General features: G+C 64.2%; 21 protein-coding genes and 1 pseudogene. 13 read left to right on the top strand and 9 right to left on the bottom strand.

What is annotated here, in order from left to right; genetic code table 11:
• Positions 1-205: 205 nt before the first annotated feature.
• Together POS17_RS03795 and POS17_RS03790 are read right to left on the bottom strand one after the other, a co-directional pair.
• Positions 206-1,117, bottom strand: a complete 912-nt coding sequence (locus POS17_RS03795) for a LysR family transcriptional regulator (protein WP_060837427.1) — start codon at positions 1,115-1,117, stop codon at positions 206-208.
• Positions 1,118-1,192: 75 nt separating this feature from the next.
• Positions 1,193-1,783, bottom strand: a complete 591-nt coding sequence (locus POS17_RS03790; RefSeq protein ID WP_060837426.1) for an NAD(P)H-dependent oxidoreductase — start codon at positions 1,781-1,783, stop codon at positions 1,193-1,195.
• A 203-nt stretch (positions 1,784-1,986) separates the two neighbouring features.
• Between POS17_RS03790 and POS17_RS03785 the strand changes: the two genes are divergently transcribed.
• The gene (locus tag POS17_RS03785) at positions 1,987-2,301 is read left to right on the top strand and encodes a putative quinol monooxygenase (protein ID WP_060837425.1); all 315 of its coding nucleotides are present in this window, start codon (positions 1,987-1,989) and stop codon (positions 2,299-2,301) included.
• A 9-nt stretch (positions 2,302-2,310) separates the two neighbouring features.
• On the opposite strand, the gene POS17_RS03780 is transcribed toward POS17_RS03785, so the two are convergent.
• Positions 2,311-3,075 (bottom strand): sulfite exporter TauE/SafE family protein, encoded by a 765-nt coding sequence (locus POS17_RS03780; protein WP_060837424.1) that lies wholly within the window; start codon positions 3,073-3,075, stop codon positions 2,311-2,313.
• Positions 3,076-3,290: 215 nt separating this feature from the next.
• On the opposite strand from POS17_RS03780, the gene POS17_RS03775 reads away from it, so the two are divergent.
• The 3 genes from POS17_RS03775 (at position 3,291) to POS17_RS03765 (ending at position 5,240) form a co-directional block, all read left to right on the top strand.
• Positions 3,291-4,172 carry a LysR substrate-binding domain-containing protein gene (locus POS17_RS03775; RefSeq protein ID WP_060837423.1) on the top strand — a complete coding sequence of 294 codons (882 nt, stop codon included), beginning with the start codon at positions 3,291-3,293 and terminating at the stop codon, positions 4,170-4,172.
• 56 nt (positions 4,173-4,228) lie between these two features.
• Positions 4,229-4,804, top strand: coding sequence for an NAD(P)H-dependent oxidoreductase (locus POS17_RS03770; protein WP_060837422.1), 576 nt, complete (start codon positions 4,229-4,231; stop codon positions 4,802-4,804).
• 64 nt (positions 4,805-4,868) lie between these two features.
• Complete coding sequence (locus tag POS17_RS03765) at positions 4,869-5,240, top strand: MerR family transcriptional regulator (RefSeq protein ID WP_060837421.1); 372 nt, start codon at positions 4,869-4,871, stop codon at positions 5,238-5,240.
• On the opposite strand, the pseudogene POS17_RS03760 reads toward POS17_RS03765, so the two are convergent.
• A pseudogene (locus POS17_RS03760) lies at positions 5,237-6,665 on the bottom strand (amino acid permease). The gene POS17_RS03765 and the pseudogene POS17_RS03760 sit on opposite strands and share 4 nt — an antisense overlap.
• 110 nt (positions 6,666-6,775) lie before the next feature.
• Positions 6,776-8,026, bottom strand: a complete 1,251-nt coding sequence (gene kynU, locus POS17_RS03755) for a kynureninase (protein WP_060837419.1) — start codon at positions 8,024-8,026, stop codon at positions 6,776-6,778.
• Positions 8,027-8,214: 188 nt separating this feature from the next.
• On the opposite strand from kynU, the gene POS17_RS03750 reads away from it, so the two are divergent.
• On the top strand, positions 8,215-8,688 hold the full coding sequence (locus POS17_RS03750) for an Lrp/AsnC family transcriptional regulator (protein WP_016964416.1): 474 nt from the start codon (positions 8,215-8,217) through the stop codon (positions 8,686-8,688).
• 6 nt (positions 8,689-8,694) lie between these two features.
• Here POS17_RS03750 and POS17_RS03745 read toward each other — a convergent pair whose 3' ends face one another.
• On the bottom strand, positions 8,695-9,708 hold the full coding sequence (locus POS17_RS03745; RefSeq protein ID WP_060837418.1) for an AraC family transcriptional regulator: 1,014 nt from the start codon (positions 9,706-9,708) through the stop codon (positions 8,695-8,697).
• Positions 9,709-10,046: 338 nt separating this feature from the next.
• On the opposite strand from POS17_RS03745, the gene antA reads away from it, so the two are divergent.
• The 5 genes from antA (at position 10,047) to POS17_RS03720 (ending at position 15,842) form a co-directional block, all read left to right on the top strand.
• The gene (gene antA / locus POS17_RS03740) at positions 10,047-11,435 is read left to right on the top strand and encodes an anthranilate 1,2-dioxygenase large subunit (RefSeq protein WP_060837417.1); all 1,389 of its coding nucleotides are present in this window, start codon (positions 10,047-10,049) and stop codon (positions 11,433-11,435) included.
• 2 nt (positions 11,436-11,437) lie between these two features.
• The gene (antB, locus tag POS17_RS03735; RefSeq protein WP_060837416.1) at positions 11,438-11,929 is read left to right on the top strand and encodes an anthranilate 1,2-dioxygenase small subunit; all 492 of its coding nucleotides are present in this window, start codon (positions 11,438-11,440) and stop codon (positions 11,927-11,929) included.
• 18 nt (positions 11,930-11,947) lie between these two features.
• Positions 11,948-12,970, top strand: a complete 1,023-nt coding sequence (gene antC / locus POS17_RS03730; protein WP_060837415.1) for an anthranilate 1,2-dioxygenase electron transfer component AntC — start codon at positions 11,948-11,950, stop codon at positions 12,968-12,970.
• Between the two features lie 79 nt (positions 12,971-13,049).
• Positions 13,050-14,450 carry an amino acid permease gene (locus tag POS17_RS03725; RefSeq protein ID WP_060837414.1) on the top strand — a complete coding sequence of 467 codons (1,401 nt, stop codon included), beginning with the start codon at positions 13,050-13,052 and terminating at the stop codon, positions 14,448-14,450.
• 183 nt (positions 14,451-14,633) lie between these two features.
• Complete coding sequence (locus POS17_RS03720; protein ID WP_060837413.1) at positions 14,634-15,842, top strand: benzoate/H(+) symporter BenE family transporter; 1,209 nt, start codon at positions 14,634-14,636, stop codon at positions 15,840-15,842.
• 14 nt (positions 15,843-15,856) lie between these two features.
• Here the strand turns inward: POS17_RS03720 and pdxR are convergent, their stop codons facing one another.
• The 3 genes from pdxR to kynB all read right to left on the bottom strand — a co-directional run bounded on the left by pdxR (position 15,857) and on the right by kynB (position 19,270).
• Positions 15,857-17,356, bottom strand: a complete 1,500-nt coding sequence (gene pdxR, locus POS17_RS03715; protein WP_060837412.1) for a MocR-like pyridoxine biosynthesis transcription factor PdxR — start codon at positions 17,354-17,356, stop codon at positions 15,857-15,859.
• A 314-nt stretch (positions 17,357-17,670) separates the two neighbouring features.
• On the bottom strand, positions 17,671-18,522 hold the full coding sequence (gene kynA / locus POS17_RS03710) for a tryptophan 2,3-dioxygenase (RefSeq protein WP_060837411.1): 852 nt from the start codon (positions 18,520-18,522) through the stop codon (positions 17,671-17,673).
• 106 nt (positions 18,523-18,628) lie between these two features.
• On the bottom strand, positions 18,629-19,270 hold the full coding sequence (gene kynB, locus POS17_RS03705; protein WP_060837410.1) for an arylformamidase: 642 nt from the start codon (positions 19,268-19,270) through the stop codon (positions 18,629-18,631).
• A gap of 296 nt (positions 19,271-19,566) precedes the next feature.
• On the opposite strand from kynB, the gene POS17_RS03700 reads away from it, so the two are divergent.
• From POS17_RS03700 to POS17_RS03690, 3 genes are all read left to right on the top strand, one after another.
• Positions 19,567-19,911, top strand: coding sequence for a cupin domain-containing protein (locus POS17_RS03700; RefSeq protein WP_060837409.1), 345 nt, complete (start codon positions 19,567-19,569; stop codon positions 19,909-19,911).
• A 124-nt stretch (positions 19,912-20,035) separates the two neighbouring features.
• The gene (gene parS, locus POS17_RS03695) at positions 20,036-20,521 is read left to right on the top strand and encodes a type II RES/Xre toxin-antitoxin system antitoxin (RefSeq protein WP_060837408.1); all 486 of its coding nucleotides are present in this window, start codon (positions 20,036-20,038) and stop codon (positions 20,519-20,521) included.
• Positions 20,518-21,036: an RES family NAD+ phosphorylase gene (locus POS17_RS03690; protein WP_060837407.1), complete on the top strand. Its 519-nt coding sequence runs from the start codon at positions 20,518-20,520 to the stop codon at positions 21,034-21,036. Before parS ends, POS17_RS03690 begins: the two co-directional genes overlap by 4 nt.
• Positions 21,037-21,146 lie beyond the last annotated feature (110 nt).

The following is a 21,146-nucleotide window of genomic DNA, read 5'->3' as shown; positions in this document are numbered from 1 at the left end:
CGATTTCAAGACGTGCGCAAAACCTGGGGGCCTCTTCGCCGGCAAGCCGGCTCCTACAAGGGATCGATTGCCGGACAGGCCCGATACACACAGCCACCGTAGGAGCTGGCTTGCCAGCGAAAGCGATTTCAAGACTCGCGCAAAACCTGGGGGTCTCTTCGCCGGCAAGCCGGCTCCTACGGCTGATAGGCGGGGAACGGGGCTTTCAGCCCTGGAACTCGGGGTGGGCGTAATCGGCCAGCTTGCCCTGGATGAAATCCAGGAAGCACTGGATGCGCAGGGCCAGTTGCGAGTTGCGGTAGTACACCGCGTTGATCGGCTGGCGATAGCCGCTGTTGAACGCGGCCAGCAGCGGTTGCAGGCGCCCGGCGCGAATGTCGTCGACGGTCATGAAATGCGACAGGCAGGCAATGCCCTGCCCTTCCAGCGCCAGGTGGCGCAAGGTCTCGCCGCTGGAGGCGCTGATGTCCGGCTGGATCTGCCAGCGGTCGCCATGCACATGGCGCAACGGCCAGTGGTTGAGGGTCTCGGTCTGGGTGAACCCGAGCAAGGTGTGCCCGGTCAGTTCCGCCACGCTCTGCGGGGTGCCGTGGCGGGCCAGGTAATCGGGGCTGGCAAGAATGTGCAACGGGCTGCAGCCCAGGGAGCGGGCATGCAGGGTCGAATCCGCCAGCACGCCGATGCGGATGGCAATGTCGGTGCTTTGCTCCAGCAGGTCGATGATCAGGTCGTTGCTGTTGAGCTCCAGCTGGATATCCGGGTACAGGCGGCGGAACTCGGCCACATGGGGAACGATGGCGTGCAGCATGAAGGGCGACGCGGCGTTGATCCGCAAACGCCCGGACGGGGTGCGCTGGCGCGACGACAGGCGCTCTTCGAGCTCGTCCATCTGATCGAGAATGCGCTTGGCCTGTTCGAAGAAGTAGCGCCCTTCTTCGGTCAGGTCCATGCGTCGAGTGGTGCGGTTGATCAGCGTGGTCTCGAGCTTGGCCTCCAGCCGCGACAAGCTGCGGCTGACCGCCGAAGGGGTCTGGGCCAATTGCTCGGCCGCGGCGGAAATCGAACCGCACTCGATGACGCAAACCAAGACTTGCAACTCGTCGGATCGGGCTTTCACAGGAGTCCTTTATCGGCGCTGGTGGGCCCTGGATAAACCGCAGGCCCGCTTCAAGGCGCTCAATAGTAGCCGGATTCAGCCCTGGAGATTGAACACCGCCTTGAGGTGCTGCGCATAACGCTGCACATCGCCTTCGATGTTCGGGCGCTTCATCACGTCGACACAGAGGAAGGTTGGCAAACCGCTCATGCCGAGGAACTGGTTGGCCTTGTGGAACGGGAAGTAGACCGCGTCCACGCCCTTGGCTTCGAAGAAGTCGGTCGGGTCGTCGAAGGCCTGCTGCGGCGCGTTCCAGGTCAGCGAGAGCATGTACTGCTTGCCCTGGATCAGGCCGCCGCTGCCGTACTTCTGCGAGGCGTCGGAGCGGGTCCGGCCATCGCTGGCGTAGAGGCTGCCGTGGCCTTCGGTGAAGACTTCGTCGATGTACTTCTTGACGATCCACGGCGCGCCCATCCACCAGCCGGGCATCTGGTAGATGATCACGTCGGCCCAGAGAAACTTCGCCACTTCTTCCTGGATGTCATAGCCCTCGTCGATATGGGTGACCTTGACCTCCAGGCCACCGCGATCCAGCACCGCCAGGGCGGTGTCGTGCAGGGTGGCGTTGTAACGGCCATCGGAGTGGGCGAACTGTTTGGCGCCATTGAGCAGCAGTACTTTTTTCATGATCCGGCCTCATCGGGGACAACCCATCGCGCATTGGCAGCGGCGGGCTGTGAAGGTTGCAAACGATGGCGGCAGGTTAATCAGGCAGGGCGCGGAGAATAAGCCCGGGTTGCTCAAAATACATTTGACCAAAATGCACGAATCGACAGCCGATCTTTGCCTTAGGATTCTCAGCACCTTTCCCGTCAATGAGTGCTTTGTGCATGTCCACGCCCCAGGCCTTTATCCTCCACGCCAAGACCCGCGCCGAACGCGCCGACGCCTTCGAGGCGTTTTTCCTGAGCCATGTCGCCGCCAGCCGCGCTGAAGCCGGCTGCATCGAGTACCACATGCTGCGGGACCGGGAAGACCCAAGCCTGTTCATCTTCTACGAGGTCTGGGCCTCCCAGGAGGCGCTGGATAGCCACTCGGGCCTGCCGCACATGCAGCAGTTTCTCGCCGCGCGCATGGACTACCTGGAGCGCGATTTCGAGATCCGCGCCATCGACATGCTCAGCCCGGCCTCGGCTGGCCGCTGAGCACAAGCTCTAGCCACTGATCAGCAAGTGCCCGCCCAGCAGCCCGAGGCCGATGAAGAACACCCGCTTGAACAGCACGGCGCTGATGTGCTGGCGCAACCATTGCCCCAACCACATGCCCAGCAGCGCCGGAGCCAGGGTCAGCACGGACGCCCCCAGTTCGGCGCCGCCCAGGGCGCCACGCCACAGCAGGCCGCCGGCCAGGGCCAGGGTCGAGACGGTGAACGACAGGCCCAGGGCCTGCACCAGTGAGTCCCTGTTCAAGCCCAGGGCCTGTAGATAAGGCACCGCCGGGATCACGAACACCCCGGTAGCAGAGGTGATCACCCCGGTGACCAGCCCGCACAGCGGCGCCAGCCAGCGCTCCCGGGCCGCCGACACCCGCAAGGTCGGCAGCAACAGGCCGCTCAGGGCATACAGCAGCAGCGCCGCGCCCAACCCGCGCACCACCCAATGCCCGCCCTCGATGCCCAGCCACAGGGAACCGCCGACGGTGCCGACGAAGATCGCCAGCAACATCGGCCACAGACGCTTGAGCAACGCCGGCAGGTGCCCGCCAAAGGCCAGTTGCCAGAGATTGGTCAGGGTCGCCGGAATGATCAGCAAGGCCGCAGCCTGCGCCGGAGCCATAGCCAGCCCCAATAGCCCCATGGCAATGGTGGGCAGCCCGAGACCGATCACGCCCTTGACCATGCCGGCCAGCAAGAATGTGCCGATGACCAGCAGTGAAAGGGCCATTCCGAGATGCTGATAAAACGCGAGTGAGCTGTTCATGGGCCAATCCTGCACCCGCAGCGGCGTGCTGAAAATCTGCCATATACTGAGCCAGCCTCTTGCCCAGCAAGAGGCACATGCCAAAACCTATTGCCCGCCACCGCCGTAGGAGCTGGCTTGCCAGCGAAGGCGCGCTCAAGCCCGATGCAAAATCCGAAGGCCTCTTCGCCGGCAAGCCGGCTCCTACAGAGATGATGTTCGCCGAGGGATGTCCCATGCACTTCGATCTGATCGACCTGCGCCTGTACCTGAATATTCTGGAGGCCGGCAACATTACCGCCGGGGCCGCTCGCAGCCATCTGTCCCTGGCCGCCGCCAGCGCTCGAATCCGCGCCATGGAAGCCTCCCTGGGCATCGAGTTTCTCGAACGCGGGCGTCGCGGCATCCGTCCGACGGCCGCCGGCAAGGCCCTGGCCCAGCACGCGCGAACGCTGCTGCTGTACGCCGAGCACCTGCAACAGGACCTCGGTGAGTACGCCAGGGGGGTCAAGGGCCAGGTGCGTCTGTTGTGCAACACCACCGCCCTCAGCGAGTACTTGCCGGAGTTGCTGGCGGACTTCCTGCACAGCCATCCACAGGTCGATATCGAGCTGCAGGAACTGCCCAGCCAGCGCATCACCCACGCCCTGCGCCAGGGCGCCGCGGACCTGGGGATCGTCTCCGATGCGGTCGACACCCAGGGCCTGATGACCCGGGCATTTCACGACGATCCACTGGTGCTGGCGATGCCCCCGGACCACCCCTTGAGCGCCCAGCCGGCCCCCAGCTTCAGCGACAGCCTGGCCTACGACTATGTCGGCCTGGCCAGCCACAGCGCCCTGGCGGTGTACCTGGAGGAACAGGCCCTGCACCTGGGCCGGCGCATGCCATTGCGCATCCGCGCCGAGGGTTTCGACGCGCTGCTGCGCATGGTCGCCCGTGGCGCCGGGCTGGCCCTGGTGCCCCTGGCCGCCCTGCAGCGCAACCCGCATCTGCAACTGCACAGCCGCCCCCTGGAGGAGGCCTGGGCACGGCGCCGGCTGTTGCTGTGCGCCCGCGACTTCGAGGCCCTGCCGCTGTACGCACAGGGTTTGTGTCGCGCGCTGCTGGAACCTTGACTCTCCCCCTAGGGGCAGACTTTAGCCTTGGGGTTTATTCCTCAAGGACCACGGTAATGAGCAAACGCATCCTGGTGATTCTCGGCCACCCCTCGCGCCACAGCCTGTGCGCGGCATTGAGCGAGCGCTACGTGAAGGCGGCGCAGGAGGCCGGGCATGAGGTGCGCCAGCTCAGGCTCGGCGACCTGCACTTCGACCCGGTCCTGCATGAAGGCTACCGGCAGATCCAGCCCCTGGAAGAGGACCTGCGCCAAGCCCAGGCCGACATCCTCTGGGCCGAGCACCTGACCTGGGTCTTCCCCATCTGGTGGGGCGGAATTCCGGCGCTGATGAAAGGTTTTCTCGACCGCGTGCTGCTGCCGGGCTTCGCCTTCAAGTACCGCCCCGGCAAGGCCTTTCCCGAGCAACTGCTCAAGGGCCGCACCGCCCACCTGATGGTGACCATGGACACCCCGCCCTGGTATTTCCGCTGGTTCTACCGCATGCCCGGCTTGCAGCAGATGCGCCGCACCACCCTGGATTTCTGCGGCATCAAGCCGTTGCGCACCCTGACCTTTGGCCCGGTGCTGGACGCCAGCGAAGAACGCAAGGCGGATTGGCTGATGCAGGCGCAGTACCTTGCCAGGCAGTGAAAGCGCCGGATAATGCGCAACGCCGTCCACCGCCGGACGGCCCGGTACTGGAAAAGGAGCCTTCATGTACATCGGCCAAGCCGCGCAACTGTCCGGAACCACGGTCAAGAGCATCCGTCACTACGAAGCCATCGGCCTGTTGCCCGCAGCTCCGCGCCAGGGTCGCTACCGCCTGTATGACGCGCAGAGCGTCGAGCAGTTGATGTTCATCAAGTGCGCGCAGCAGTTGGGTTTCAAGCTCAAGGAGTTGCAGCAGGTGTTCGCCACGCACCAGGGTCAGGCCTTTCCCTGGGACCGCGCGCAGGCCGCCCTGGCGCAAAAGAGGCGCGAGCTGCAACGGCAGATCGATGATTTGCAACAGTTGCAGGGCCGGCTCGAAATTTTCGAGACCAGCCTGCAACAGGCTCGCGAGGAGTGCCCCCTGGGCAGCCTCTAGGGCGACCCGGGAGGCGTGGCCTCAGACCTCGGACAACCCGGCGACCGTCCTCGGCTTACGGAAGCACAGGAAGTAGACCAGGGTCAGCAACAGCAGGAACGGCACGCCGAACACCAGGGTCATCTTGAACGCCTCGGTGAAGAAGGTGGTGATCATCACCGCCCCCATCAGCACCAGCCCCAGCAGGGTGCTGTAGGGAAACAGGCGCATGCGGAACGACAGCTGCTGCTCGCCATGGCGCTGGTGATAGCGGCGGAAGCAGTAGTGGGTGAGGAAGATCATGAACCAGGTGAAGATCGCGCCAAACATCGAGATCGCCATCATCAGGGTGAACGAGCTTTCCGGGTACAGCACGTTGACCAGGGTCGCCAGGGCGATGCCGGAGCTGGACAGCAACAGGGCATTGAGCGGAATCCCGCTCTTGCTCAAGGCCCCCATGGACTTGGGGGCGTAGCCGGCGCGGGACAGGCTGAACATCATCCGCGTGGTGATGTAGAGCTGGCTGTTCATCGCCGACAGCGCGGCGATCAGGATCACGAAGTTCATCACCCCGGTGGCCCCGGGAATACCGATGGTCTGCATCACCGTGACGAACGGGCTCTGGGCCTTGCCGGCCTGGACCCAGGGCACGATGGCCAGCATCAGCGCCAGGGTCAGCAGGTAGAACACCACCAGGCGCACGATGGTCGCGCGAAAGGCCTGCTTCACCGCCCGCTGCGGGTCCTTGGCCTCCCCCGCCGCCACCGCGATCATCTCCACGCTCAGGTAGCTGAAGATCGACACGATCACCGCGATCCACATGCCCTCGAAACCGTTGGGGAAGAAGCCGCCGTGGGCGCTGTAGTTGTGCAGCCCGTAGTCGGGGTTGCCGGAACCGAACACCACGTACACCGCAAGGATGATGAAGCCGACGATGGCGGCGATCTTGATGGTGGAGAACCAGTATTCGAAGTTGCCGAAGGTTTTCACGCTGATGGCGTTGAGCAGGATCAGCACGCTGGAGAAGGAGATGATCCACACCCATTCCGGAACGTTGGCGAACCAGTACTTCATGTACATGGCGATGGCCGTGACTTCGGCGCCCACCGCCAGGACGATGGCCGCCCAGTAGGCGTAGCGCACCAGGAAACCGGCCAGCGGGCTGACGTAGAACTCGGCATAGGCGCCGAAGGAGCCGGAGGTGGAGTGGGCCACGGTCATTTCCGCCAGGCAGCCCATCAGGATCAGGGTGATCAAGGCCCCGATGGCGTAGCTCAGCAGCACGCTGGGGCCGGCATAGCCGATGGCATAGGCGCTGCCCATGAACAGGCCGGTGCCGATGGCCCCGCCGATGGCGATCATGCTCATCTGGCCGGCGGTCAGTTGGCGCCTGAGGCCGTGCTCGCGATTGGAGATCGCTTCGAAACCCTTGTTGGAGGTGGTCACTTTGAGTGCCTCTTTATTGTTGTGTGCACGTATGAATCGTTGTGACGGCCCGTCCTTGTGCCGCTTGCCTGGTCGCCGCGAGCGGCGGCGACCAGGGGATGAAGCGCGCCTTAGGTCACGCTGTGACGTACCTGGAACTGCGCCTGGGCCCAGGTTTTCTGATCGAGGATTTCACCGAGGATCTGCACCGCGTCCCAGACTTCGCTGAAGCGGGTGTACAGCGGAGTGAAGCCGAAACGCATGATCCGCGGTTCGCGGTAGTCGCCGATCACGCCACGGGCGATCAGGGCCTGGATCACCGCGTAGCCTTCGGGGTGCTCGAAGCTCACGTGGCTGCCACGCTTGGCGTGGTCACGCGGGGTCACCAGCTTCAGGTCGTGGCCGGCGCAACGCTGTTCCACCAGCTCGATGAACAGGTCGGTGAGGGCCAGGGACTTGCGCCGCAGGCTCTGCATGTCGGTCTGCTCGAAGACTTCCAGGCCGCACTCGACCATGGCCAGGGAGGTGATCGGCTGGGTGCCGCACAGGTAGCGGGCGATACCGCTGGCGGGTTCGTACTGGGTGGCCATGTCGAACTGCCGGGCATGGCCGAACCAGCCGGACAACGGCTGGGTCACCAGGTTGCACAGGGCCGGGGCGACCCAGGCGAAGGCTTGCGAACCCGGGCCGCCATTGAGGTACTTGTAGGTGCAGCCGATGGCGTAGTCGGCGCCGCTGCGAGTCAGCTCCACCGGCACCGCGCCGGCCGAGTGGGCCAGGTCCCAGATGCTCAGGGCGCCGGCTTCGTGGATCAACCCGGTGACGGCCTGCATGTCGTGCATGTAGCCAGTCTTGTAGTTGACGTGGGTGAGCATCACCACCGCCACGTCCTGGTCGATCGCCGCCGGCAGTTGGTCCGGGCTGCCCACCAGGCGCAGGGAATAGCCCTGCTCAAGCATCCGGGTCAGGCCCTCGGCAATGTACAGGTCGGTGGGAAAGTTGCTGCTCTCGGAAACGATCACCCGCCGCTCGGGGGCGCGCCCGGCCTGCACCTGCAGGGCGGCGCTGAGCACCTTGAACAGGTTGATGGACGTGGTGTCGGTGATCACCACTTCGCCGCTGCCGGCGCCGATCAGCGGGGCCAGGCGGTCCCCCAGGCGCTGGGACAGGTCACGCCAGCCGGCGCTGTTCCAACTGCGGATCAGGCCGTCGCCCCACTCCTGCTCGATCACTTGCCGGGCCCGCTCCAGGGCCGCCACGGGGCGGGCACCCAGGGAGTTGCCATCGAGGTAGATCACCCCCTCGGGCAGGGCAAACTGTTGGCGCAGCGGCGCCAGTGGGTCCTGTTCATCGAGACGCAGGCAGTGGTTTTTATCGATCATTGGAAGTCCTGTCTTGGTCAAGGTCATGCCCGCCTGGAACAGGCCGGGCACGGGGTCTGGACGACCCGCAAACTCAGGAAATAATGGACGAAGCCAGCTAGAATTTTCGTGCAAAGTGCAGCGCGTTACCGTACTAATCTCGAATAAAATTCTAATCCTCCAATAAAAAACGCGGATTTATGCCAGCCATGACCCTCGACTCCACCGACCTGCGCATCCTCTACTTCCTGCAACAGGATGGACGTATCAGCAACCAGGAACTGGCGGAGAAAGTGGCCCTTTCACCCTCGGCCTGCCTGCGCCGCCTGCGCATGCTCGAAGGCGACGGGATCATCAGCGGCTACCGCGCCCAGCTCAATGCCGAGCGCCTGGGCATCGAGCTGGAAGCCATCGTCCACGTGTCCCTGCGCCAGGACGTGGAAGGCTGGCACGAGACGTTCATCGGCAAGGTCCAGCAGTGGCCGGAAGTGGTGGCCGCCTACGTGATCACCGGCGCCAGCAACTACGTGCTGCGGGTGCAGGCGCGCAACCTCAAGCACTTCTCGGATTTCATCGTCAATCACCTGAATCGCGCGTCGGGGGTCACCGACATCCGCTCGGAGATCGTCCTGCAGAAGATCAAGGAGCAGGACGGCCTGCTGGACCTGGTACTGCGCAAGTAGTCCGCCCTAGAACCCCACCGGGCGCCGTGCCGGATGGCGCTGCGCGGTGGCGCTGGGCGCCTCGTCGAACAGCTTGCGGTACTCGGCGGAAAAACGCCCCAGGTGAGTGAAACCCCAGCCCAGGGCGATCTCGGAAATATTGCGCGCTGCGCCGTGTTCGAGAATGTCCTGACGCACACCGTTGAGCCGATGGCGCTTGAGATAGGCCATGGGCGACAGGGCGAAGTATTTGCGAAAGGCCTCGAACAGCTTGAAGCGCGAGACACCGGCGGCGGCTTCCAGGTCCTCCAGGTGCACCGCTTCACGGGCATGCTCATGCAGGTACTGGCGGGCTCGCACCAGGTAATGCGGCAGCTTGACCCCGAGCATGGCCCGCAGCTCGCTGGAGTAGTTGTTGGGCTGGGCCAGGATCAGGCCCTTGATCAGCGAGCTTTCGATTTCCCGGGTGAAGGCCAGTTGTTCATAGAGCTCGTTGCCCTGGGTCAGCTCGCCGATGAAGTGCTGGGCCATGCGCCACCAGGCTGCGGTGGCCCCCTGCCGCGCGTCCATCGCCGGTTCGAAGCGCAGCGGCTGCTCGACCGGGCGTTGCAGCAGGGTCTCCAGGGCTTCGCTCATGGCCGGCCGGGAAATCACCACCTGCAGCTTGCGGCAGTCGCCAGAGATGGCCAGCACCTGGCTTTCGTTGGGGGCAACGATCACCCCCTGGTCGCGGTCCGAACGCAGCAGCCGACCGTCCTTGCTCAGTTCCTGTTCGCCGCACAGGGGCAGGCTCAGGCTGTAGCTGCTGAAGCGCTCGGTGTCCTCGATATCGACGGTCACATCGGTGCCGTACTCGATGATGCCCAGGGTCGTGGAGCGTGACCTGAGCACGTTGGCACTGTGGTGAAAACGGATCCGTTCGGGGGTCGCGGTTTCCAGGCGATGCGGCCCACAGATGCCCGACATCCAGCTCCTGGCCCCTTCAAGGTCATAGCGATCGATACGAATCTCGCGAAACAGCCCATCAGCCTTGCTATTCATCACGGCGCACCCACGGCAATTGTTATTCAGCGCGCTCTGACGGCGCGTCTTGTGTGACAGGGCAAGTTTTGCGCCAGCCGGCAACGCTGCCAACCCAGTGGATAGCAATCGCCGACTAAGTGGATAACCCGACCCCATCGTCCTCATCTGGCCGGGCTCACAGTAGCCGATCGGCGCCCCGGGATGCAGCCGTCGATCGCTTATCCGCTCGAAGGTGGGTCGCAACTACCCAGGCAATTTTATGGATGGCCTTGGCCGACTAAGCGGATAGCCACCGGCGCCCCGCACTCTCTCTAATGACGGCACCCGATTGACCTGAATAAAAAAGGTACCGACTCATGAGTGGTGCAAGAAGCGTCGAGCAGTGGCAGGACTTCATCCACGGCTGCCTGGATTTTCGCCCCGCGGACGGAGTGTTCCGTATCGCCCGGGAGATGTTCACCGAGCCCGAGCTGTTCGATCTGGAGATGGAGCTGATCTTCGAGAAGAACTGGATCTACGCCTGTCACGAAAGCGAACTGCCCAACAATCACGACTTCATCACCCTGCGCGCCGGGCGCCAGCCGATGATCATCACCCGCGACGGCGAGGGCCGCCTCAATGCCCTGATCAACGCCTGCCAGCACCGCGGCACCACCCTGACCCGGGTCGGCAAGGGCAACCAGTCGACCTTCACCTGCCCGTTCCACGCCTGGTGCTACAAGAGCGACGGGCGCCTGGTGAAGGTCAAGGCCCCGGGGGAATACGACGAGGGCTTCGACAAGGCCACCCGCGGCCTGAAGAAGGCCCGCATCGACAGCTACAAGGGCTTTGTCTTCATCAGCCTGGACGTGGCCGCCGACAACAGCCTGGAAGACTTCCTGGGCGACGCGCGGATCTTCTTCGACATGATGGTCGCCCAGTCCCCCAACGGTGAGCTGGAGGTGCTGCCGGGCAAGTCCGCCTACACCTACGACGGCAACTGGAAGCTGCAGAACGAGAACGGCCTGGACGGTTATCACGTCAGCACCGTGCACTACAACTACGTGGCCACGGTGCAGCACCGCCAGCAGGTCAACCGCGACAACGGCAGCGGCAGCAGCGCCACCCTGGACTACAGCAAGCTCGGCGCCGGCGACGCCAGCACCGACGATGGCTGGTTCGCCTTCAACAACGGCCACAGCGTGCTGTTCAGCGAAATGCCCAACCCGGCGGTGCGCTCCGGCTACGCCAGCATCATGCCGCGCCTGGTGCAAGAGCACGGCCAGGCCAAGGCCGAGTGGATGATGCACCGCCTGCGCAACCTGAACATCTACCCCAGCCTGTTCTTTCTCGACCAGATCAGCTCGCAGCTGCGGATCATCCGCCCCATCGCCTGGAACAAGACCGAGATCATCAGCCAGTGCATCGGGGTCAAGGGCGAGAGCGATGCCGACCGGGAAAACCGCATCCGCCAGTTCGAGGATTTCTTCAACGTCTCGGGCATGGGCACGCCGGATGACCTGGTGGAGTTTCGCGAGGCCCAGCGCGGCTTCCAGGGGCGCCTGGAGCGCTGGAGCGATGTCTCGCGCGGCCATCACCGCTGGGCCACCGGCCCCACCGCCAACAGCGAGAACCTGGGCATCCAGCCGGCCATGACCGGCACCGAGATCACCCATGAAGGGCTGTACGTCAACCAGCACCGCAACTGGCAGAAATTCCTCCTCGACGGCCTGCAGCGCCAGCCCCTGAAACTGCGTGAGGTATGAACATGAATGCGCAATTGCAGTACCAGATCGAGCAATTCTTCTATCGCAAGTCCGAGCTCTGCGACGCCCAGGACTGGGACGCCTACCTGCAGCTGTTCGCCGTGGACAGCGAGTTCCACCTGCCGCAATGGGACTCGGAACACGTCTACACCCGGGACCCGAAGCGCGAGATGTCGCTGATCTACTACGCCAACCGTTCGGGGCTGGAAGACCGGGTGTTCCGCCTGCGCACCGGCAAGGCGGCGTCGACCATTCCCATGCCGCGCACCCTGCACATGGTCAGCAACCTGCGCATCAGCGAGGGCGCCAACGGGCTGCTGCAGGTGCGCCTGAACTGGCACACGCTGTTCTATCGCCTGGCCACCTCCGAGGACTTCTACGGTCACGCCACCTACGACCTCAAGCCCCATGGCGACAGCTGGCTGATCCAGCGCAAGCACGTGCTGCTGCTCAACGACACGATCAACTCGGTGCTCGACTTCTACCACCTCTGACTCGACGGACATCCCTTCATGACGCACAAGGTCGCGTTCAGCTTTGCCGATGGCAAGACCCTGTTCTTCCCGATCAAGGCCAATGAAATACTGCTCGACGCTGCCCTGCGCAACGGCATCAAGATTCCCCTGGACTGCCGCGAAGGCGTCTGCGGCACCTGCCAGGGTCGTTGCGAATCGGGCCAGTACAGCCAGGACTACGTGGACGAGGAAGCCCTCTCGCCCCAGGACCTGGAGCAACGCAAGATGCTCACCTGCCAGACCCGGGTGCAGTCCGACGCGGCGTTCTATTTCGACTTCGATTCCAGCCTGTGCCACAACGCCGATCCGGTGCGACGCACCGGCTCGGTGATCGATGTGCGCCAGGTGTCGGACAGCACCGCGATCCTGCACCTGGACCTGGGCCGCAGCGAGGCGCCGCTGGAGTTTCTCCCCGGTCAGTACGCCCGCCTGCGGATTCCCGGCACCGACAGCAGCCGGGCCTACTCCTTCGCCAACCGGCCGGGGGCGGACAACCAGTTGCTGTTCCTGATCCGCCTGCTGCCCGACGGGGTGATGAGCAACTACATTCGCGAGCGCTGCCTGGTGGGCGACAGCATCGAGCTGGAGGCGCCGCTGGGGGCTTTCTACCTGCGCCAGATCAGCCGGCCGCTGCTGCTGGTGGCCGGCGGCACCGGGCTGTCGGCGCTGCTGGCGATGCTCGAACAGGTCGTCGAGCAGGGCTGCCAGCAACCGGTACACCTGTACTACGGGGTGCGCCAGAGTGCCGATCTGTGCGAACTGGCGCGCATCCAGGCCTTGGGCGAACGCTTGCCGGCATTCCGCTTCACCCCGGTGATCAGCGACGCCGACCCGCAGTGGTCGGGCAAGCGCGGCTACATCACCGAGCACTTGGACAGCAGCGAGCTGCGCGACCACGACAGCGACCTGTATGTCTGTGGACCGCCACCGATGGTCGATTCGATCCGAATCTGGCTGCAAGAACAGCAACTTAACCGCGTTCAGCTGTATTACGAGCGGTTTACCGAGAGTAATATCTGATCCCGTCAGCATTCAGCCGCGATCGCTCCCATTCACCCTGGGATCGGTCCTGATAACAACTAGAAGAGAGCGCAAGTTAGTGGATCAAACCTTGAAGCAAGGTGAACTCAAGCGTGGCTTGAAGAATCGCCATATTCAGTTGATCGCCCTGGGCGGGGCGATCGGCACCGGACTCTTCCTCGGCTCGGCCGGGGTTCTCAAGTCCGCCGGCCCCTCGATGATCCTCGGCTATGCGATTGCCGGATTCATTGCCTTCCTGATCATGCGCCAGCTGGGGGAGATGATCGTCGAAGAACCCGTGGCCGGCTCCTTCAGCCACTTCGCCCACAAGTACTGGGGCGGCTACTTCGGCTTTCTCGCCGGCTGGAACTACTGGGTGCTGTATGTCCTGGTAGGCATGGCCGAACTCACCGCAGTGGGCAAATACGTGCAGTTCTGGTGGCCGGAGATCCCCACCTGGGTCAGTGCGGCGGTGTTCTTCGTACTGGTCAACCTGATCAACATGATGAACGTGAAGTTCTTCGGCGAGGCCGAGTTCTGGTTCGCCATCATCAAGGTGGTGGCCATCGTCGGCATGATCGTTCTGGGCTGCTACATGCTGTTCAGCGGCAGCGGCGGCAGCCAGGCGTCGGTGAGCAACCTCTGGTCCCACGGCGGCTTCTTCCCCAACGGCGGCACCGGCCTGCTGATGGCCATGGCCTTCATCATGTTCTCCTTCGGCGGCCTGGAACTGGTGGGCATCACTGCCGCCGAAGCCGCCGAGCCGCGCAAGGTGATCCCCAAGGCGATCAACCAGGTGGTCTACCGGGTGCTGATCTTCTACGTCGGCGCCCTGGCCGTGCTGCTGTCGCTGTACCCGTGGGACGAACTGCTGGTGAGTCTGAATGCTGGCGGCGACGCCTACAGCAGCAGCCCCTTCGTGAAGATCTTTTCGCTGATCGGCAGTGATGCGGCGGCGCAGATCCTCAACTTCGTGGTCCTGACCGCGGCGCTGTCGGTGTACAACAGCGGCGTGTACTGCAACAGCCGCATGCTCTTCGGCCTGGCCGAACAGGGCGACGCGCCCAAGGCGCTGATGAAGCTCAACAAGCAAGGCGTGCCGATCCTGGCCCTGGGCATCTCCGCCCTCATCACCCTGCTCTGCGTACTGGTCAACTACCTGGCGCCCCATGAAGCGCTGGAGCTGCTGTTCGCCCTGGTGGTGGCCGCGCTGATGATCAACTGGGCACTGATCAGCCTGACCCACCTGCGCTTTCGCAAGGCCATGGCCGAGCGTGGCGTGGTGCCGTCGTTCAAGGCCTTCTGGTCGCCCTTGAGCAACTACCTGTGCCTGGCCTTCATGCTGATGATCGTCGGCGTGATGTGGATGATCCCGGGCATCCGCGCCTCGGTGTATGCGATTCCGGTATGGGTCCTGGTGATCTGGGGCTTCTACCGCCTGAGCCATGCGCGCAAGGCCGGGCAGCCCGCCCTGCACTAAGCCGCACGGTTGCAACACCCCAAAGCCCGGCCTGAATCAAGGCCGGGCTTTTTTGTCGGCGCTCGCAAAGCGGTCTGCCAGTAATGGTAAATGCGGCCTGAAACAACAGTCCACCCGTTCCCTAGAATCAACTCCCTCCCGGCACCCGAGCCTGGGAGCCTGTTTCTGGATGGAGAGCGGCTGATGAACAGAACGGCGACAAGCCTGCGCTGGAGCGATGTTTTCTCACCCACCGTGGCGGCGCTGATTTCAGTGCTGGTGAACTACGGCGGAACCTTTGTCCTGGTGTTCCAGGCCGCCGAACTGGCGCGCCTGTCAGCGGCCCAGACCGCGTCCTGGGTCTGGGCGGTGTCGGTGGGCGTGGGGCTTTCCGGCCTGTGGCTGAGCCTGCGTTACAAGGCGCCGATCATCACGGCCTGGTCCACACCCGGCGCGGCCTTCCTGGCCACGGTGATGCCATTCACGCCCTACGCCGAGGTGATCGGTGCCTATCTGATCTCGGCTCTGGGGTTCATGCTGCTGGGCGCATCAGGGGCCTTCGACAAACTGGTGCGGATGATCCCCAAGGGCATTGCCGCCGGCCTGCTGGCGGGCATTCTGTTGCAGTTCGGGATCAATGCCTTTGGCGGTGCCAGCGCCGACCCGCTGCTGGTGATCGTGCTGCTGGTGTCCTACGCCTTGCTGCGGCGTTTCACCTCGCGCTTTGCCGTGGTGGGCATCCTGGTCATCGGCCTGGGGCTGCTCATCGCTCAGCAGCGGATCGACTTTTCTGCAGTGCACTTGAGCCTGGCCGTGCCGGTATTCACCGCGCCGCAGTTCTCCCTGCAGGCCTTGCTCGGAGTGGCCTTGCCGCTGTTCGTCATCACCCTCACCGGCCAGTACATGCCCGGCATGCTGGTGTTGCGCAATGACGGCTACGGCACCAGCGCCAATCCCGTGCTCACGGTCACCGGCCTGGGTTCGCTGCTGATGGCACCGTTCGGCGCCCATGCCTTCAATGTGGCGGCGATTACCGCGGCGATCTGTACCGGCAAGGACGCCCATCCTGACCCGAAAAAACGCTACATCGCCGGTATCGCCTGCGGGCTGTTCTACATCCTGGTGGGCACCTTCGGCGTGACCCTGGCCAGCCTGTTCATGGTGCTGCCCAAGACCTTTGTCAGCACCCTCGCGGGCCTGGCGCTATTGGGGGCGATCGGCGGCAGCCTGACCAATGCCATGGCCGACGCGGCCACCCGGGAAACCGCGCTGATCACCTTCCTCGCCACCGCAGCCAACGTCACCCTGCTCGGGGTCGGCGGCGCCTTCTGGGGGCTGGTGGCCGGCTTGACCGCACACCTGCTGATTCACGGCCGGGCCAATGCCCTCGCCGGCCGTGCCGCCAACCCCTGAAGGCCGGCGTTGAGCTAGGCCTTTCGCAGGGCCAGGGACAGGCGAGCCATGGTGGTTTCGATTTCATGGGCGCTCAGTGAGGCGTAGCCGAGCAACCAGCCCTGCCGCTTCGGCTCGGTGGCATAGAGCCGGCTGAGCCCCGGCAGCTGGATGCCGGCCCGGGCGGCCCGTTGCTGGGTCAGTTCCTCGCTCCAGCCGGGCTCCAGCAGGCAAGGAATCTGCAACCCGCCCGGTGGCGGCAAGGCCACGGCAATGCCCTGCAAATGCCGCCCGATGGCATCGAGCATGGCTTGCCGGCGACCGGCGTAGAGCTTGCGCATGGCCCGCACATGGGCATTGTAGTGGCCCTCCTCCATGAACCGCGCCAGGGTCAACTGGAGGATCTGCGGCGTGTGGCCATCCATGATGCTGCGGGCCGCGCTGAAGGCGCCCACCAGTTCATCGGGCAAGGCCATGTAGCCCATGCGCAGGCCGGGGTAGAGGGTCTTGCTGAAGGTGCCGACGTAGAGCGTGCGCTGATAGGGGTCCAGACCCTGGACACAGGCGGTGGGCAGGCCGTCGTAATGGAACTCGCTGTCGTAGTCGTCCTCGATGATCCACTTGCCGTGCTCGGCGGCCCAGCGGGTCAGCTCCAGGCGACGCTCCAGGGACAGGGTCACACCGCTGGGGTACTGGTGCGACGGCGTCACGTAGACGCATTGACCGCCACTGCGATCGGCCCGCAGCAGGTCGGTGCGAATGCCCTGGTCGTCGACATCGATGGGATTGATCCAGGCCTCGGCGGCCTCGAAGGCCTTGCGAGCACCGAAGTAGCCGGGGTTCTCCATCAGGATCGGCTTGCCGGCATCCACCAGCAATTGGGCACAGAGGTACAGCGCCTGCCGGGTACTGCTCAGCACCAGGATCTGCTCGGCACGCACCTTGGCCCCGCGCTCCAGGTTCAGGTAGGCGGCGATGGCCTGGCGCAGCGGCTCGGCGCCTTGCGGATCGCCGTGCAGCAAGACGTTGCCGCGATAGGCCTTGAGCACCTGGCGTTGCAGGCGCTCCCAGACATCAAGGGGAAAGCTGCGGGTTTCCGGCAAGCCCGTGGCAAATGCACTCACCGCCTGCTGGTCGGTGACACCGCCGCGCTCGACCAGCATCCGGCCCCGGCGGCTCAGCCCCGAGCCCGGCTCCCGGGCGCTGTGGGGCTGCTCCTGCAAACGCAGGCGACGCCGGGCGGCTCCGCGCAACTGGGCGCCGATGCTTTCGCAGACGTAGCTCCCCGAACCTTCGCGGCGCACGATGAAGCCGTCGCGCTGCAACTGCACATAGGCGTTCTCCACCGTATCCCGGGACACCGCGAGCGACTTGGCCAGACCCCGGGTGGCCGGCAGTTTCACCCCAGGGCCCAGAGCACCGTCGAGGATCAGCCCGCGCAAGGCCCGCTGGATGCGCTGATGCAGGTCCAGGGGCGCGAACTGCGGATCGTTGAGGCGCATGTTGAGGGTTTCAAGCTCGAAGGTCCGGGCCACGTGGTCTGCCTGATCAAATGAAAATAACGCACAAGGGGCGACCACTTTAGCCGCACAACGGCCCCACGTCAGCTGTTGCAACCGTCGCTGATGGTGAACGAGGAATGTGGCGGGGGAGCCTGCTCCCGTTCGATTGCGCAGCAATCGCAAAGCCTGCTGGCGCGGGATGCCTGAAACGCTTACAGGCCGTAGATGGGGTGCTGCGCCCCTCAGCGGGAGCAAGCTCCCTCGCCACAGGGCAATCGGCAAGCTCTACAAAAACGGCGCGTCCCCAAGGTGAGGACGCGCCGTTTCTTGTTGAGCGAACAGGGCGATCAGAGCGAGGATCGCACTCGCCACAATTCGGGGAACAGCACGGTGTCGAGCATCTTGCGCAGGTAGCCGACGCCTTCGGTGCCACCGGTGCCGGGCTGGAAGCCGATGATGCGCTCCACGGTGGTCACGTGGCGGAAGCGCCACTGGCGGAACGAGTCTTCCAGGTCGATGAATTTTTCCGCCAGCTGATACAGGTCCCAATAGGCCGAAGGGTTGGCGTACACCTCGCGCCAGGCGGCTTCCACCGACGGGTCGTGCCGGGTCGTGGTGGTGCTCTTCAACGCCAGGCGCTCGGGATCGATGCTCAAGCCGCTGCGGGCCATCAGGGCGATTGCTTCGTCATACATGGACGGGGTGGCAATCGACTCTTCCAGGGATTGCAGCAACTCGGGGCGGTGAGCATGGGGCCGCAGCAGGGCCGCGCTCTTGTTGCCGAGGATGAATTCGATTTCCCGGTACTGGAACGACTGGAAGCCCGAGGACTGGCCCAGGTACGGGCGGATCGACTTGTACTCGGACGGCGTCATGGTCGCCAGTACGGCCCAGGCGTGCACCAGTTGGTCGAAGATCCGCGAGACCCGCGCCAGCATCTTGAACGCCGGGGGCAACTGGCCCTGGCGCACTTGCTCGCGGGCGGCCTTGAGCTCGTGGAGCATCAGCTTCATCCACAGCTCCGAGGTCTGGTGCTGGATGATGAACAGCATCTCGTTGTGGTCCGGCGACAGCGGGTGCTGGGCACTGAGGATGCGCCCCAGGTCCAGGTAGTCGCCGTAGCTCATGGAGTCGGAGAAATTCAGCTCGGCGTTATGCCATTCATCCGGTGGGTTGCTTGAAAAAGGACATTGACTCATGGCGTGGGCTCCTCGCCTCAGGCAGCGGTTGCCGCCCGCAGGCTGCGCAACCCGGACTCGGGCTGCACAACGGCGCGGACGGCCAGCTGTGTATTTATTGTAGGAATCAATCGGCCAGGGGGCGCAGGATCGCCCGCACCGGACTGGCGTCCAGGTGAGCGAAGCGCAGTGGCAGGGCAATCAGTTCGTAGTCGCCTTCGGCCACTTCATCCAGGACGATCCCCTCAAGGATCGCCATGCCGTGGCGGGCCACCTTGTTGTGGGCCTCCATGGTCTTGGACTGCTGAGGGTCCAGAGACGGCGTGTCGATGCCGATCAGGCGCACGCCGAGACTGGCCAGCAGCTCGACAGTGGCCGGGGCGACCGCGGTGAAGTCCGGGTCCCAGGTGCTCAGCGGCGCCTGTGGATAAGTGCGCAGCAAGACGCGCGGGGGCAGGTTGTCCAGGCGCCCGAGCAAGGCTTCGGGCTGCACCAGGGCGCCGCTGTCCAGGCAATGCAGGACCCGGCACGGGCCCATGTAGACATCCAGCGGTACCTCGCCGATGGGCAGGCCATCCGGCCGGTAATGCAGGGGCGCGTCGACATGGGCGCCGGTGTGGGGCGACAGGGTCACCCGCCCGACATTTACCGGGCACTCGGGCCCGAACTGCCAGACGCGCTCCTCCTGGAACGGTGTATCTCCCGGCCAGGTCGGGGTCGCGGTACTCAAGGGCGGGCTGATATCCCACCAGCGTGGTGTATTTTCCATTCGTGCGGCTCTCGGTCACTCCGGACTGAATGATACGAGCGATACCGCTGAAGTTTCTTGCGAAATAACTCGGTACTCGTCAGATATTTCGCAAATCCTGCTAATAAAGCGCGCTTCATCAACCGAATCTTGCAACCCCTCAAACCCCTTTCGGGCCGCCCCGGCAGCGCCCCGCCCAACAGCCGCCACAGAGCGCGGCAGCGCTTCTGGATACCCCGAGGTCGAGCACAGACATCCCCCGCAACGCCGGGCGCTATAGGGTGCGTCTTCAGTTCTCTGCCCGCTAGGAGCACAGCATGTCGCAACCCATTACCGTTCTGCGCGATACCCATCCGCTGCCCGTTCTTGATGCCTGCAAGTGGGAAAAGCTCGCAGGCGACCCACACACCGTCAACCTCAACGCCTACACCAGCGAGGACGGCAGCAAGATCATGGGCACCTGGATCTGCACCCCGGGCAAGTGGCGGGTGGCCTACGAAAAGTGGGAGTACTGCCATTTCCAGGAAGGCTACTGCGTGATCACCCCGGACGGCCACGATCCCATCCACCTGCGTGCCGGCGATATCTTCGTGGTGGAACCCGGAATGAAAGGCACCTGGGAAGTGCTGGAAACCGTGCGCAAGTACTTCGTGTTCGCCTGATCCCTGAACACCCGTCGGGAGCCCGCGCCATCCGGGCTCCTCCGGCATGGCGGCCATTCAACTCAACGCACCCTGCCAAATGTCTATATAATCACTGCCAAATGGCAAAGGCAGGAGTAGACCCATGGTTGCGCTGACAGACACCGGCCTCACCCCCAAGCGGCGGGGCAAGCTGGTATTGAAAGAACAGTCTTCGGACATCCTCCTGGGTGGCCGGGCACGCTTTGACGACCGCATCTCGATCTATCGGCTGACCGAGGAAGGCATCCCGCTGACGGCGATCATCAAGTTCGTCTCCTCGGTGCCCATGCTCAAGGACGAACAGGTCCTGGCCAAGATCATCGGCCTCTCCGAACGCACCCTGCACCGCCGCCTGAAAACCCCGGACGAGCCCTTGAATCCGGAGCAGAGCGCCCGCGCAGTGCGCTTTGCCCAGGTGCTGGCCAAAGCCCAGGAGATCTTCGGCAGCAGTGAAGAGGCACAGGACTGGATGGCCAAGCCGGTAATGGGCCTCGATGGCCACAAACCGGTGGACCTGCTGACCAACCCCATCGGCTTCGAACTGGTGGACGAGTTTCTCACCCGCCTGGAATACGGGGTCTATCAGTGATCAGCGCCCCCGGCAGCAGTGCGATTCACTTCTGGCGACTGGACGCCGCCCGACACGCCGACAGCTGGGACAGTGGCATCGGCGCCGAGCTGTGCGGCGGTCGCTGGAACTCCAAAGGGGTCAAGGCCGTGTATGGCAGCGCCGACCCGGCCACGGCGATTCTGGAAGTGGCGGTGCACAAGGGCTTTGCCGCCCTGGACAGCGTGCCCCATGTGCTCACCGGCGCCCTGATCCAGGACCCGTCGGCCATCTACCGGATCGATGAACAGAGCATTCCCAATCCCAACTGGCTGGTGCCGGGCATACCCAGCGCCGGCCAGCAGAAGTTCGCCGACCAGTTGCTGGCCGACCATCCATTCGTGCTGGTGCCCTCATCGGTGTCGCGCCACAGCTGGAACATTCTGATCAATCCGTTGCTGGCCAAAGGGCTGTACCAGGTGGTGGTCCAGGAACGCTTCGGCCTCGACACACGCCTCAATCCTCCCCCTCGCACCGTGGCCGGCCGCCCGAACTGAGGCGGCAAAAAAAGCGGGAACCTGCCCGACGCAGGTTCCCGCAAATGCCCCGGCTGAAGGGGCCGCGTTCAATACCAAGCTTCGCCAGAGGTGAAATCGCTGCGGCCCTT

The sequence above is a fragment of the Pseudomonas sp. Os17 genome, assembly GCF_001547895.1.
In the GTDB taxonomy this organism is placed as follows: domain Bacteria; phylum Pseudomonadota; class Gammaproteobacteria; order Pseudomonadales; family Pseudomonadaceae; genus Aquipseudomonas.
This window is presented reverse-complemented; position numbering and strand designations above follow the sequence as displayed.

What these genes read in the sequence shown, in the direction of transcription:
- POS17_RS03745 (WP_060837418.1), bottom strand. Translation starts at nt 9,708, where the DNA reads ATGAATAGCAAGGCTGATGGGCTGTTTCGCGAGATTCGTATCGATCGC.
- kynA (WP_060837411.1), bottom strand. Translation starts at nt 18,522, where the DNA reads ATGAGTCAATGTCCTTTTTCAAGCAACCCACCGGATGAATGGCATAAC.
- POS17_RS03765 (WP_060837421.1), top strand. Translation starts at nt 4,869, where the DNA reads ATGTACATCGGCCAAGCCGCGCAACTGTCCGGAACCACGGTCAAGAGC.
- kynB (WP_060837410.1), bottom strand. Translation starts at nt 19,270, where the DNA reads ATGGAAAATACACCACGCTGGTGGGATATCAGCCCGCCCTTGAGTACC.
- POS17_RS03700 (WP_060837409.1), top strand. Translation starts at nt 19,567, where the DNA reads ATGTCGCAACCCATTACCGTTCTGCGCGATACCCATCCGCTGCCCGTT.
- antC (WP_060837415.1), top strand. Translation starts at nt 11,948, where the DNA reads ATGACGCACAAGGTCGCGTTCAGCTTTGCCGATGGCAAGACCCTGTTC.
- POS17_RS03750 (WP_016964416.1), top strand. Translation starts at nt 8,215, where the DNA reads ATGACCCTCGACTCCACCGACCTGCGCATCCTCTACTTCCTGCAACAG.
- POS17_RS03780 (WP_060837424.1), bottom strand. Translation starts at nt 3,075, where the DNA reads ATGAACAGCTCACTCGCGTTTTATCAGCATCTCGGAATGGCCCTTTCA.
- POS17_RS03790 (WP_060837426.1), bottom strand. Translation starts at nt 1,783, where the DNA reads ATGAAAAAAGTACTGCTGCTCAATGGCGCCAAACAGTTCGCCCACTCC.
- parS (WP_060837408.1), top strand. Translation starts at nt 20,036, where the DNA reads ATGGTTGCGCTGACAGACACCGGCCTCACCCCCAAGCGGCGGGGCAAG.
- antB (WP_060837416.1), top strand. Translation starts at nt 11,438, where the DNA reads ATGAATGCGCAATTGCAGTACCAGATCGAGCAATTCTTCTATCGCAAG.
- POS17_RS03775 (WP_060837423.1), top strand. Translation starts at nt 3,291, where the DNA reads ATGCACTTCGATCTGATCGACCTGCGCCTGTACCTGAATATTCTGGAG.
- antA (WP_060837417.1), top strand. Translation starts at nt 10,047, where the DNA reads ATGAGTGGTGCAAGAAGCGTCGAGCAGTGGCAGGACTTCATCCACGGC.
- POS17_RS03770 (WP_060837422.1), top strand. Translation starts at nt 4,229, where the DNA reads ATGAGCAAACGCATCCTGGTGATTCTCGGCCACCCCTCGCGCCACAGC.
- kynU (WP_060837419.1), bottom strand. Translation starts at nt 8,026, where the DNA reads ATGATCGATAAAAACCACTGCCTGCGTCTCGATGAACAGGACCCACTG.
- POS17_RS03720 (WP_060837413.1), top strand. Translation starts at nt 14,634, where the DNA reads ATGAACAGAACGGCGACAAGCCTGCGCTGGAGCGATGTTTTCTCACCC.
- POS17_RS03785 (WP_060837425.1), top strand. Translation starts at nt 1,987, where the DNA reads ATGTCCACGCCCCAGGCCTTTATCCTCCACGCCAAGACCCGCGCCGAA.